The sequence below is a fragment of the Mycobacterium sp. NGS56 genome, from assembly GCF_059812425.1.
The window spans coordinates 140944-154416 of record NZ_JCALCQ010000005.1; the positions used below are offsets into that span (position 1 = coordinate 140944).

Consider the following 13473-nt stretch of genomic DNA (forward strand, 5'->3'; position numbering starts at 1 on the left):
CTGCCCCGGAGACAGGTTTTACCTTCAGCGGGCATGCGTTTGCTCGCGCTCCGCACTTTCCCCGCATAAACGCGCCCAAATTTGCATGAACTTACCTGTATCTCGCCGTACTAGATAAACCCGAATGTGTTGCCTCGCAACATCTTGAAAAACCCTCGCGTACTGCGATTGACGACACGCGCCAAGCTGAATACGCGGGTTCGATTCCCGTCATCGGCTCCACTCTGCGATTGTTCGAACTGTTCGGCTCCGGTGTCGGAGTCACCGCAACCGGCTCAGTCCGTCGCCTACAACATGTGCGGTTCCAACATTGGGACTCGAATCGCCGATTGCAGCCGACTCCGCAGTCATCACAAGCGTTGACTCGGGATGGCTGATCGTCTGGTTCCGAGCGTGATCGCGTCGGACCAGATTGAATGGTTCCATATACGACACATGTCAGATCAGCGATGACAGGATAGTGCCGTGAAGAACCATAGGCTGGTCGCTTGACATGACGGCGGCAGCCCTCGTGTGTAGGTCGTGCAGCGCTGAGCTGCCGCCGAACTCGAAATTCTGCAACGAGTGCGGCGCGGCCGTCGCCGCCACACCGGCCGAGTACAAACAGGTCACCGTCTTGTTCGCCGATGTGGTGCACTCGATGGATATCGCCGCGGCGGTAGGTGCCGAGCGGTTGCGCGAGATCATGGCCGAGCTTGTCGGTCGTGGCGCAGCAGTGGTGCGCCGGTACGGCGGCGCAATGGCAAAATTCACCGGTGATGGCCTGATGGCATTATTCGGGGCACCGGTCGCAATGGAGGACCATGCGATCCGGGCGTGCCTGGCGGCGCTGGCCATCCAAGAGGAGACGAACCGTTTGGCGGTTGAGGTGCGACGCCGTGACGGCGTAGATCTGCGGTTGCGGGTGGGTCTGAATTCAGGCCGAGTGGTTGCCGGCGAAATCGGTTCGGGCGTATCGGGTTACGCCGCGATCGGGGAGCAGGTGGGGTTAGCGCAGCGGATGGAGTCGGTTGCCCTGCCGGGTGGAGTGATGCTCAGCGAGGCCACCGGTCGTTTGGTCGAGCAAGCTGCGGTGCTCGCAGACACCGAACTGGTGTCGATCAAGGGCAGGGCCGACCCGGTTCCAGCGCGCCGGCTGCTGGCGATTCAGCCGCGTCATGGCGTGGCCGGCGGCACCGAGTCCCGCTTGGTCGGTCGGCGTTGGGAGATGTGCGCTGTGGAGGCCATTGTCGACCGGGCGGTGAGTGGTCGAGGCGGTGTGGTGAATGTGGTGGGGCCGCCGGGCATTGGCAAGAGCCGGACGGCCCGTGACACCGCCGCTCTGGCAACCGCTCGTGGGGTCGACGTGTTTTGGACATTCTGCGAATCCCATGCCCGCGATATACCTTTTCAGGTGGTGGCACGCCTGCTGCGGGCGAGCTTCGGCATTACTGAGCTTGAGGGCGGAGCCGCCCGGGCCCGAGTCCGCGAACAAGCTACGCGTGCCGATCCGCGAGATCTGCTGTTGCTTGATGATCTGCTCGGCATCGCCGACCCCGACGTGCCGCTACCCCAGATCGACCCGGACGCGCGACGGCGTCGGTTGACCGCGCTAATCAACGCTGTGTCGCTGGCCCGGACCGAGCCCGTGGTCTACATCGTCGAGGATGCGCACTGGGTCGATGCGGTTAGCGAGTCGATGCTCGCCGACTTTTTTACGGTTATCCCGCAGACCAAGTCGACAGTGCTGATCACCGCTCGCACCGAATATGAGGGAGCATTGACGCGGGTGCTCGGCGCCCAGACGATAGCGCTTGCCCCACTGATCCATTCGGACATCGCAGCACTGATCGGTGAGCTGCTGGGTTCACATCCTTCGGTCGGCGACCTGGCGGCCGCCATCACCGAGCGGGCCGCAGGCAACCCATTTTTCGCCGAGGAGATGGTGCGCGACTTGATCCAGCGCGGGGTGCTGACTGGTCAGCACGGGAAGTATGTCTGCCGGACGGATGTAGCTGAGGTGAGCGTGCCAGCAACGGTGCAAGCGGCCATCGAGGCGCGCATCGACCGGCTCGACACCGCAGCCAAGAAGACGTTGAACGCGGCGTCGGTGATCGGCGCTCGCTTTGAGGCGGAGCTGCTGGCCACGCTGGGTGTCGATGTGGTGGTCGATGAACTGCTCAGCGCGGAGCTCATCGATCAGGTGCGGTTCACCCCGAGCGCCGAGTACGCCTTCCGGCATCCGCTGATCCGCGCGGTGGCTTACGAATCGCAGTTAAGCGCAAGCCGCGAGCAAACGCATCGCAAGGTGGCCGCCGCGATTGAGGCACGCGACCCCAGCGCCGCCGACGAGAACGCAGCCCTGATCGCCACACATCTCGCAGCGGCCGGGCAACTCGCCCAATCCTGCCGCTGGTACCTGCGCGCGGCGCAATGGCTGCGGCCTCGTGATCTCCTCGCTGCACGTGCACAGTGGGAGATCGCGCGACGCATCGCAGACGGATTGCCCGACGATCACGACGAAGCCATGGCGCTGCGAATCGCGCCACGGACGATGCTGATCTCGACGACGGTCTTCGTAGGCAGTGGTGCAGACATCGACCAGCGCTACCGCGAGTTTCGTGACCTGACAACGCAAACGGGTGATCTGACGTCCCTAGCGCTTGGGACAGCCGGACTCATCTTTTCTTTCGCCGTCAACGACAACCGCGTTCCCGAGGCCGCCGCCCTGGCATCGGAGCTCGACGATGTGGTCAGCCGCATTGACTGCGATGCCGAGACCAGAAGCATTATCCTCAATGCGCTGGGTTTTGTCCGGTTCGCAAATTGCGAATTCGATGCCGCGCTCAAGGTTGTCGATGTGATACGCGCACTAGCTCCAGATGCACCTGAAGACGAACTTATTTCGGCGAACACTCTTCTTGCCGTCATCGAGACGTGCGCCGGCAATTACGAGCAGGGCAGACAGCGTCTGCGAGAGCAACTTCAGTTCGCCCACGCGCGCCAATCGATCCGCTACTCGTCGATTCTGATCTACCTCGTTGTGACGACGGCGCTCGGTGTGGATGAGGCTCATGAGACGCTCGACCACGTGCGCGAGGGGTTGCTGCGGGCTGAATCGTTTGGCGCTATGAGCGGAATCATCCTCGCCGAATTTGCCTGCGGCAAAGTGCTACTGCGCGGGGACGATGCGGCGCGCAGCGAGGCGATCGACGTGCTTCGTAAGGCCCACAAGAACATTCGCCAGCACAACAGCCTGACCATCACGCTTCCGGCCGTCACTGCCGACCTGGCGATCGACGCTGCCGGCCAGGGGCGAATTGACGAAGCGATCGATGAACTTCATGCCACGTTCGCGTCACACATGGCTGGCGGCTCGCGCGTCTTCGTCGGTTGCGCCGGTGAGGCACTGGTCGGCCTACTCATCGAACGGGGATCTGCCGACGACCTCGCCCAGGCGCACCGAATCGTCGATCAATGGCAGGAACGTCGGCCCGGCATTCCGGCACTGGATCTGTGGTGGCTGAAATCGAAGGCGCTGGTGGCGAAGACGGAGGGCGACTCGGAGGGATTTGCCGAGCTCGCAGCCCGGTACCTTGAGCTGTGTGAGAAGCTCGACGCCCGTGGACGGCTGGATGAGGCGCGCCAAATGGTCAACCAAATAGCCTGAGTGACAGCGAAAGAAGATGGCGACAATACTTGCTTACACCTCACCTGCGCTTGGTCACCTATTGCCGATGAGCGCACTGTTATCCGAGCTGCACCGCCGCGGCCACACCGTTCATCTGCGCACGCTTTCCACCGGTATCGAGATCGGCCAACGACTCGGATTCACCACCGAGGCGATCGACCCGCGTATCGAGCAGGTCGAGCTCGACGACTGGAAGGCCACCAATCCTGTTGCGTCGCTGAAACTATCGGTCGAAGTTTTCGGCCACCGCGCCACGCACGAAGTCGCCGACCTGGCCGAGACGGTGGCCCATGCACGCCCTGACGCATTACTTGTCGATGTGAACTGCTGGGGTGCTCAGTCCGCAGCCGACGCGGGTTCCATCCCATGGGCGTGTTTCTCCCCGTACACCCCGCCGTTGCGATCGGCGGGAGTGCCACCGTTCGGGCTGGGCCTCAAGCCGATGTCCGGCGCGGTCGGCCGAATGCGCGATGCAGCCGTGCGGACAGCTGTGGTGGGCCGAGTCGAAGGGGTAATGCTGCCGCCGATCAACAGAATTCGCGCGACGGTCAAAGCACGGCCGGTCGCGTCAATCGACGAGTTCTTGCGCCGGTCATCCCTGTTACTGGTCGCCAGCGGCAAGCCGTTCCAATACCCACAAACGGACTGGGGCGATGCGGTGCAAATGATCGGACCCTGCGTGCTTGAGCCCGGTCCAAACGCGGACCCCGATTGGCTGGCCGCGGTCGACCGGCCGATCGTGCTCGTCACCACATCCTCGGAGAAACAAAACGACCGCGACCTTGTTCAAACCGCGTTGACCGCGTTGGCCGATGAGCCGGTGCACGTGGTCGCGACCATGCCGGCGGGGCAATCAGACGGAATTGAAACGTCGCCCAATGCGACGGTGTGCCAGTTCGTCCCGCACGGTGCGCTCCTTGAGCGTGCCGTGTGCGCGGTGACGCACGGTGGCATGGGCGCGACCCAAAAGGCGCTTGCCCATGGCGTACCGGTGTGTGCCGTGCCCTACGGGCGTGACCAGTTCGAGGTCGCGCGACGTGTCGAGGTAGCCCGATGCGGGACCCGCCTGCCGGCCAAGAAGCTTTCGCCGCCGCGACTACGAGCGCAGGTGCGAAAGGCGATGGCGATGACCGACGGTGCGAAACGGGTAGCGGAGGGTTTCTTGGCCACGGGCGGGGTAGCCCGCGGCGCTGACATCTTCGAGCAGCGGGTGCTCGGCATCAACACAGCCTGAATCGCGGGTCACGAAGTGGCACACTCCGAGCCTCGCCGATGGCTACCCGCCGAATGCACGGGTTTGCATGTTGTTCGGCACATCCACCGTTAACGCTGGACATCCTGCGGCCGGTAGCGGCCGTGCTCGGTGACGACGGCGGTGATCAGCTCAACCGGGGTCACGTCGAAGGCCGGGTTGAAAACGTCCGCGTCCGGCGGGGTGATCGCGGTGCCGGCGAATGTCCGGAGTTCGTCGGGGGCGCGTTCCTCGATGGCGATCTCGGCGCCGGTGGCGAGCGACTTGTCGATCGTGGACGAAGGCGCGACCACGACGAGCGGCACGCTGTGATGATGCGCCGCGATGGCCAGGCCGTAGGTACCGATCTTGTTGGCGACGTCGCCGTTAGCCGCGATCCGGTCGGCGCCGACGAGTACACAGTCGACGAGCCCGCGCGCCATCGCCGTCGCCGCGGCGCCGTCGGGCTGCACCCGGTAGGGCACGCCCGCCTGCGCCAGCTCCCATGCCGTGAGCCGGGAGCCCTGCAGCAGTGGACGTGTCTCATCGACCAGCACCGACTCGACCAGTCCTCGCTCGTGAAGGTGCCAGACGACTCCAAGGGCACTGCCCCAGGCCACGGTGGCGAGGTGACCGGCGTTGCAGTGGCTGAGCAGTCGCAGCGGGCGGCGGTCGCATAGTGCAAGGACGATCTCTGCGGCGTGGGCGGATGCGGCGCGGTTGAGGCGTTCGTCCTCGTCGAGGATTGCGAGTGCTTCGGCAAGCACGGCTTCGGCGCCCTCATCGACTTTCTCGAGAGCGCGCGCGACTCCCCAACTGAGGTTGACAGCGGTCGGTCGTGCCTTCGCGACTCGTTCGGCCGCAGCCTGGAGGTCGCCTCCCTCGCGGGCCGCCAGCACAACGCCGAGCGCCCCCGCCGCCCCGAGCGCCGGGGCGCCGCGCACGGCCAGGCGGCGGATCGCGTCGATCAGCTCGTCGACGGTGCGCAAGCTGACAACGCGATATTCGGTGGGCAGCGCGGTCTGGTCAATGATCGTGACCGCGTCGCCATCCCAATCGATGGTCCGGCGCACGAGCCGACCCTAACCCTCGGTTAGCGCACGCAGTGGTCATACCCATCCGCGGCACTCGCTCGGTCGACTGAACACAGGCCGCTCGTGACCAACAGCTTCTTCATTGCGCGGGATGTCCCCCGGCGCCTACAGCTTGCCGGCGACGAAACCGGCGGCCTGATCCACCAGTCCCGAGTCGATGTATGAGGGCTGCAGATGCGACGGCCAATTCCTGCCGCCCCCGCAGATGGGATCGCCGGCTGCGCACTGATCGATCGTCTTACCGGCGAAGGCGGGGGCGAGCCGCCGGGTGCCATTACCGAACAACGCGACCGCCGCGATGTGCTGATCCATACCCGGCGGCAGTGGGTTGGTGAACCCGAATGCCGCACGACCCCCCGTCACGAGATCAGCCACCTCGGCACCCAGCGAATAGCCGCCGAGAACAATCCGGGTGTTGGGGCAACTTCCCGCCATCGATTGGACATGGGCACTCATGTCGTTCGCACCACTGACGGTGGTTATGTTGGCAGGGTAGTTAACCCCATAGACGCCAACCGACATACGCGTCTTGGCGCGCAGTGAATTGACGAATGCGTCCCCGACTGCGCCCACTCCCGGCGGCTCCTCGCGACCGCGAGCGAAAACCACTTCGACATCGGGGCATGCCGCCGATGCGGCCGGAATTAACACCGCTACCGGAGAGGGCGTCGCCGCCGGGCCAACCACCAATGCGCCGGCGAGCAGGGCGGCGCCCGCGAGGCTCAAGGAACGGTGCTCGCCTGGTGTTATCGCGAGAGGCCTCATGACGCGATATTACGGATTTACTGACAATGCGTTGACTAATCCGGATTTACGGTGGTAAAAGGTCGGTCCGTTTCGGAACCCGGTACCGCGGGTAATGCATTTGCACAACCGGGGCGGCGTGGGCGCGCCCCCGTTTGCCACACCGAGGGGGCGCCGTACCAATGAATAACGATTCCGCCACGTCAGTGCAAGTCGCGAACATTCCGCACGACGAGCTCCGGCGCGGTGATCATCCGATTACACCCGACGATGATCCGTTCTACCGAGCGCCAAACGGCTACGAGCACGCCGAACCGGGCACGGTGCTGCGCTCCCGTGATGTGGAGATCGGATTTCTCGGTCTGATCAACCAGCGAGTCAAAGCCACTCAGTTGCTGTACCGCACCACGAATCTGCACGAAGAACCGGAGGTCGCCGTGACGACCGTGTTCGTCCCGGCCCAGCGCGAGTCAGGCGTCGATTACCCGGTCCTGTCCTATCAATGCGCCATCGACGCGGTGGCGTCGCGCTGTTTTCCCTCGTATGCCATGCGTCGCGGCGCGCGACCGATCGGTGCGTTCGTCCAAGCCGAGTACTTGTTGGTGACAGCCGCGCTGGCCGAAGGCTGGGCGGTTTGCGTACCCGACCACGAAGGTTGTCATGGCATGTGGGGTGCTCCGGTCGAGCCCGGCTACCGGATTTTGGATGGGCTGCGGGCCGCGATGCGGTGCGAACGCTTGGATTTGTCACCGTCTGCCCCGGTGGGTGTGTGGGGGTATTCGGGGGGAGGACTGGCGTCGGCGTGGGCGGCCGAACTATGTGAGCGGTATGCACCGGAACTCAATTTTGTTGGCGCCGTTCTCGGTTCGCCCGTCGGCGATCCGGGCAGTGTGGCGCACCGCCTCAATCGCAGCTTCTTTGCCGGTCTTGCCGGGCTGATGATCTCCGCATTGACGCAAGTCTTCCCGGGCGCGCAACGGGTCGTCGATGAGCACGCGACTGACGAAGGCAAGGCGTTGCTCGACAAGTTGCAGACGATGACGACGGCCCAGGCAGTTTGGCAGCTCCGCAACGTCGACATCGGGTCCTACGTCGACATGACGGCCGAGGAATTGTGGGATCTACCCGAGGTGCGTCACATTTTCGACGAGACCAAGCTCGGCAAGTCCAGGCCCAAGCCTCCCGTGCTGGTCATCCAGGCGGTGCACGACGAAATCATCAGCGTCGACGACATCGATGCACTGGTGGCCGAGTACGAGCGCATGGGCGCAGCGGTCACCTATCACCGCGATCGGTTCTGTGGTCATCTGCTGTTGCATCCACTGTCGGCGCCCATGACGCTGAGATGGCTGCGCGATCGTTTTACCGACCGGCCGGTCGGCGAACACAAAACTCGCACAGTGTGGCCGACGTTGTTCAACCCCTCGACATACCTGGGAATGGCCAAGCTGGGCCTCATCACGGCGAAGGTCGTCCTCGGACGCTCAGTCGAACGCCAACCGCTGTCGACGACGGATGCCCGTTAATCCTTAGGCAACAAGCCGCTTACCCCGGCACCGAGGACGCCTCAGGAACGGATAAACCGTTGGCGCGCCCAGGAATGAAGCGCCCTCGGCGACCGCTTCATGAAAGGGTACGCCGATCCCACCGCGCGACCATCCGCAATAGCCAGGGGTTGCGGCCTTTTCGTTCACGAAGAGCAGCATCACACGCGGGACGCCAAATCCGTCGGCGAAATCCGCAAAGGGGTCGTCGACTCCGCGTGGCGCTCATTCTCGAGATGTCTTCGTCCGCAATACATTTGACAGCTGATGACTCTGGAACATGGACACGCGTTACACGTGCGAGTGGGCCTCTCGACGACCCAAAGCATGTGACGACTACGCGCGTTGTCGACGCAATTGCCGGTCCCGGGAATCTTCGAGCAGTGAAGTCGATGACGCGGGATTGATCGCCAGCAAAGTGACAGTAGGCGCAAACCGCCACCGTTTGGGCCGCTTTCGTTTCCGTTGTCGCAATATTCGGCCCAGCGACATTTGGAGGAGTAGGCTCTGCCTACGGCCACATGGCGAAGACTGCACGTAGTGGGACCGTGAACGAGACGTTTGTGTTCTACCGTCGTATAGCAGCAGCGGCGTCTTATCCGCCAGCAGCGGCGTTTCGTTAGCCACCGCTCCGTCAGCGAGAGGTCTGAGGCGATGCCTCGCGGGCTTTCATCGCAGGAAGTAGAACGAGCCGGATGACTTTGATTGACGACAATTGGTTTCGCGACCGGCAGCGATTCGTTGCCGACGCAGATAAGGCCACGCGACAAGGGGTGTGCCCCACACGCGATCACGGGTTCCCGTTGGGTCCTCTGGGTCGTCAGTTCGCGGCGCTGACCGCTGCGTTGCTCGATGCGCCCACCGTTCAGGATGTGCTCGAACAGGTTGTTGATGCCACGGTCAGGTTCGCTCCTCAGGCCGACGTCGTGAGCATGACACTCCGCAGTCCCGACGGGAGGTTTCACACGCCTATCGCTACGCATTCGGTGGCTCAGTTACTCGACGAGTGTCAGTACGAGCTCTGCGAAGGTCCATGTGTAACGGCAGCTCTTAACCCCGGTCCGGGCTTCGCGGCGTGGCCTGTGGACGGTCACGCCGATTCGCCTTGGCCCGGTTTCACACAAGCTGCACGCAAACTGGGTGTAGAAGCTGTTCTTTCGCTCTCACTGCTTCCGACGCCCGTTCCGCCACGGCTATCCGGAGCGTTGAACCTGTACTCAAATTCTGCCGACGGGCTCGAAGCCGTCGACAAAGACGCGATCTTGCTGCTAGCGACCCACGCTTCCCTGGGCCTGGCCACCACGGAAGCGGTGACCTCCGCAACCCTGCGTGAGGCACAACTGCATCAGGCGATAGATAGCCGCGACGTTATCGGCCAGGCGAAGGGCATCCTCATGGGAAGGCGAAATATCTCGGCTCATGAAGCGTTCGACATCCTGCGAGCTTCTTCGCAAAAGCTCAATGTGAAGCTCACCGAGATTGCGAAGGTTGTGGCGGCGCAGCCAGACATCTTTGATTGAGGGACACGGGATTCGCGGTCTACCTGGGTTCCGGCCAAATGCAACCGCACCCCGGACGAGGCGTCGGCGAGTTCGCGGCGTTGGTCAAGCCGCGCATCCGCCACGGCCGGATGACCGAGCGTCAGCGCGGGGCTCTGCTCAAGGAACATCCCGAGGCCGTGTCGTGGTCGCGCCCTTCGACAAGCGCAATGCCCGCTCCGTAATCGTTTCGCGGCCACCGCCGCCCTACCCGCATGTTCGAGCATGCGTCGGTGGGCGACGTGCGCGAGCTGTGCGCCGGCTCCCGTGCGGTCGGGGCGACGACCGTCCCTGCGTTTGGGAGGACACCAGCGGGACAAATCGTAGCTTCGCTTGTCCTTTCGATGATCGTGCCGGAACTGTACGGACGACGAGCGGATATTCGCTACGCTTGACCCGGTTCGTAAATCCCCGGGAAGTCGAGGCCAGATAATGGCTGAAAGACCCAAGGCTCACGCCCCGGCGTCGGGACGGAGCGAGGTTGTGGCGGAGTTAGCCGCTGCCGGGTTCGACAACGCGCGCCAGATCGACCGAGGCGCCGCCGGAGTGGTGTATTGCTGTCGCGAGACGGCACTGGGACGAAACGTTGCGGTCAAGGTGCTACCGCCATTCAGCGATGACGTCGGCCGGGAACGTTTTCTCCGCGAGGGCTACGCGATGGGCGCGGTCTCCGGGCATCCGAACATCGTCAATATCCTGCGGGTCGGCGTCACCCCCGGCGGCCGCCCCTACATCGTGATGTCGTACTGCCCCGCGGGTTCGCTGGGTCTACGGGTGCAGCGAGAGGGGCCCATCGCCTGGCCGGAAGCCGTGCGGATCGGCGTGAAATTGTGCGGAGCTCTGGAAACCGCGCACTTAAGCGGCACCTTGCACCGTGATATCAAGCCGGCGAACGTTCTCGTCAATGACTACGGCGAACCGCAATTGACCGATTTCGGAACCGCACACGTCCCCGGCGGCTACGAGACGGCGGCTGGATTCTTCTCCGGCACAATCGATTACCTGGCACCCGAGGTGATGGCAGGCGAGCCCGCGACGGTCGCAAGCGACGTTTACTCGCTCGGCGCCACGATCTATGCGCTCATCGCCGGCAACGCGGCATACGAGCGTCGCGGCAATGAAGACCTGCTAGCCCACTACACGCGGATCAATAGCACGCCAATCCCGGACTTGCGGCAGAACGGAATCCCGGACACGGTGTGCTCCGCGATCGAAATGGCGATGGCGCTGGACTTGGACGAACGCCCGGCGTCAGCGGCGGATTTTGGTCGCGGGCTGCAGGAGAGTCAGCGCCGTAACGGCCTCAAGCCCGATGCGATGGCCATCACTGCCGCCAGTGCGGGTTCGGGCCGCGCGATAGGCGCCGCAGCGGGTCTGCCGAAAACGCGGGCCCTGTCGCCGACCGGACCCGGCGGTAAAGCGGGCGCGCCGACCCAAAGACCGCCAAGGATCGCCAAACCCGGCCCACGCAGTGCCGACTCCGAAAGCGCCACCTCGCTGATCAATCCGCTCGGCGATCGCAAAAATACAGCGCCGCCGGCACGGCCCACCGGTGCACCACACTCCGGTCGGCGCGCTCCATTCGTCGACACCCGCGGACCAACTCCGGCCACACCAAACACATCTGAGCCGACCCAAGCGATTGCCGAGCCCACTAGTATGACCGAGGCGATCGCCCCGTACACGTCTCCGGACCCACCCGCGGTCGCGCGTCGCGGGCTGGCCGCCGGGGCAGTGGCGTGGATGGGCTCGTCGGGCAAGAGGCGCAATCGCGCGACGGCGCCACTGATCGCCGTGGGAATCGTGGTGGCGGTGCTGGTGCTGGGTATCGGTGTCTACGTGCTGCTTACGCACGGCAACAAGCATCATGGCGCGGTTGCGAATCAACCGGGTGGCCAACCGGTGAAATGGCAGCCGATCACCAATGCCCGCATCGCGCGCCAAGCGGCGGCGACCACGCAAGCCGACGGCACCATCTGGATCTTCGGCGGGATGGGCAGCAACCACGCGCTCGTGGCGAACCACGAAGGCTACGACCCGGTCATCGACAGCTGGAAAAGCGGCGACGATCTACCGGTTCCGGTTCAACACGCGATGGCGGTGACGTGGCAGGGCAACCCGATCGTGCTCGGGGGCTGGCGGGCCGCGGGTCCGCAAAAGGTTGCCAGCGACCAGGTTTGGCGGGTAGTCAACAGCCATTGGGTGGAACTCCCCCATATGTTGCAGCCCAGGGCGGCAGCGGCGGCCGCAGTGGTGGACGGACGCATCATCGTCGCTGGCGGCGTCGACTCGAATGGCGCGCTGCTGAACACAGTCGAGATATTCGACGGCAATTCCTGGACCCTGGGCACTCCGATCCCGACTCCCCGGCAGATGCTCGCCGCAGCTTCGGACGGGAAGCTGGTGTACGCGGTGGGCGGCACCAACGGGACCACCGACCTGGCGACGGTCGAGGCCTATGATCCTGGCGCGAAAAGCTGGACGCGATTGCCCGATCTTCCCCAACCGCGTGGAGACCTCGGTGTCGCAATAGCCGACCGGCGCCTGGTCGCGGTCGGGGGCCAGTCGGCGGGCCAAGTCCTCAAGAGCGTGTCGGTGCTCGATCTGACGACGAATACGTGGGGCGGCTTGCCGGACATGGCGACAGCGCGGCACGGCATGGCGGTCGCAGCGGTGGGGCAAGCCGTGTACTCGATCGGCGGGTCGAGTGACGTCGGTGACGGCCAGGCGACCTCCTCGGCGGAGACGCTGCAACTACCGCCGCGCCGAATGCAACCGGCCGCGCAATGGCGTTCCCTGCCCGACGCGCCGACGGCGAGATTGATGACGGCGTGGACCGTGCTCGACGACAAGATCTGGATCGTGGGTGGCTTGCGCGACGGAGTCGCGCTGCAGACGGTCGAGAGCTATGACCCGCGCACCGGCATCTGGCAACCGCAACCTCCATTGCCCATCCCACTGCATCACGCCGCGGCGGCAACCTATCGCGGCCAGGTGGTGGTGCTCGGCGGCACCAGCAACGACCTAGCCCAGGCGTCCGCCAAGGCGTTCGCGCTGCGCGACGGCAAGTGGGCCGAGTTGCCCAACCTCACCCACGCCCGCGCGGCGCTGGCAGCCGCAGTGGCGGGTGACAAACTCGTAGTCGTCGGCGGGCAGAACGCCAAGCAGCTCGTCCCGCAAACCGAGGTCTTCGACGGCAACTCGTGGCACGACGCGGCCAACATGCCGACCCCGCGCGAACACCTGGCTGCAGTGTCCGACGGCACTTACATCTACGCGGTCGGTGGGAGATTCCTGTCGGCCGACAAGAACTCCGCGGCGTTCGAACGATACGACCCGCAGGCCGGGACTTGGACCAAACTGGTCGACATGCCGACACCTCGTGGCAGCTACGGCGCCACATTCATCGATGGCCGGATCCTGGCGGTCGGCGGTGAGGAACCGACGCAGGTGGTGGGAGTGGCCGAGATGTACGACATCGCTGACGGAACGTGGAGCACGTTGCGTCCGATGCCCACCCCGCGCCACGCCGAGGTGGTCGCGACGGTGGGCAACACCGTCTACTGCATCGGTGGCGCCAACCGGCCTACCCACGAAGGCCCTGTCGCCACGGTCGAGGCGCTCGACTTCATCTAGCCGTGCGGCCTCCGTA

General features: G+C 64.4%; 7 protein-coding genes and 1 pseudogene. 6 read left to right on the top strand and 2 right to left on the bottom strand.

Translation table 11 applies throughout. The features are described from left to right. Positions 1-493: 493 nt before the first annotated feature. Both AC5Y4F_RS15385 and AC5Y4F_RS15390 read left to right on the top strand, forming a co-directional pair. Positions 494-3649 carry an adenylate/guanylate cyclase domain-containing protein gene (locus AC5Y4F_RS15385; RefSeq protein WP_067938209.1) on the top strand — a complete coding sequence of 1052 codons (3156 nt, stop codon included), beginning with the start codon at positions 494-496 and terminating at the stop codon, positions 3647-3649. A gap of 16 nt (positions 3650-3665) precedes the next feature. Then, positions 3666-4904 carry a glycosyltransferase gene (locus AC5Y4F_RS15390; protein ID WP_499997526.1) on the top strand — a complete coding sequence of 413 codons (1239 nt, stop codon included), beginning with the start codon at positions 3666-3668 and terminating at the stop codon, positions 4902-4904. A gap of 89 nt (positions 4905-4993) precedes the next feature. On the opposite strand, the gene mtnA is transcribed toward AC5Y4F_RS15390, so the two are convergent. Together mtnA and AC5Y4F_RS15400 are read right to left on the bottom strand one after the other, a co-directional pair. After that, positions 4994-5974 (bottom strand): S-methyl-5-thioribose-1-phosphate isomerase, encoded by a 981-nt coding sequence (gene mtnA / locus AC5Y4F_RS15395; RefSeq protein WP_499997527.1) that lies wholly within the window; start codon positions 5972-5974, stop codon positions 4994-4996. A gap of 126 nt (positions 5975-6100) precedes the next feature. Then, positions 6101-6760 (bottom strand): cutinase family protein, encoded by a 660-nt coding sequence (locus AC5Y4F_RS15400; protein WP_067938214.1) that lies wholly within the window; start codon positions 6758-6760, stop codon positions 6101-6103. Positions 6761-6921: 161 nt separating this feature from the next. On the opposite strand from AC5Y4F_RS15400, the gene AC5Y4F_RS15405 reads away from it, so the two are divergent. From AC5Y4F_RS15405 to AC5Y4F_RS15420, 4 genes and pseudogenes are all read left to right on the top strand, one after another. Beyond that, on the top strand, positions 6922-8265 hold the full coding sequence (locus tag AC5Y4F_RS15405) for a lipase family protein (RefSeq protein WP_067938216.1): 1344 nt from the start codon (positions 6922-6924) through the stop codon (positions 8263-8265). Between the two features lie 713 nt (positions 8266-8978). Continuing rightward, on the top strand, positions 8979-9803 hold the full coding sequence (locus AC5Y4F_RS15410) for an ANTAR domain-containing protein (protein WP_499997528.1): 825 nt from the start codon (positions 8979-8981) through the stop codon (positions 9801-9803). A gap of 104 nt (positions 9804-9907) precedes the next feature. Beyond that, a pseudogene (locus AC5Y4F_RS15415) lies at positions 9908-10005 on the top strand (WhiB family transcriptional regulator); the annotation flags it as partial. A gap of 248 nt (positions 10006-10253) precedes the next feature. Next, positions 10254-13457 (top strand): Kelch repeat-containing protein, encoded by a 3204-nt coding sequence (locus AC5Y4F_RS15420; protein WP_499997529.1) that lies wholly within the window; start codon positions 10254-10256, stop codon positions 13455-13457. The last annotated feature ends 16 nt before the right edge of the window (positions 13458-13473 follow it).

Excerpts from the sequence above, each read along its gene's own strand:
- AC5Y4F_RS15390 (WP_499997526.1), top strand. The coding sequence starts at position 3,666 with ATGGCGACAATACTTGCTTACACCTCACCTGCGCTTGGTCACCTATTG.
- AC5Y4F_RS15410 (WP_499997528.1), top strand. The coding sequence starts at position 8,979 with ATGACTTTGATTGACGACAATTGGTTTCGCGACCGGCAGCGATTCGTT.
- AC5Y4F_RS15405 (WP_067938216.1), top strand. The coding sequence starts at position 6,922 with ATGAATAACGATTCCGCCACGTCAGTGCAAGTCGCGAACATTCCGCAC.
- AC5Y4F_RS15385 (WP_067938209.1), top strand. The coding sequence starts at position 494 with ATGACGGCGGCAGCCCTCGTGTGTAGGTCGTGCAGCGCTGAGCTGCCG.
- AC5Y4F_RS15420 (WP_499997529.1), top strand. The coding sequence starts at position 10,254 with ATGGCTGAAAGACCCAAGGCTCACGCCCCGGCGTCGGGACGGAGCGAG.
- AC5Y4F_RS15400 (WP_067938214.1), bottom strand. The coding sequence starts at position 6,760 with ATGAGGCCTCTCGCGATAACACCAGGCGAGCACCGTTCCTTGAGCCTC.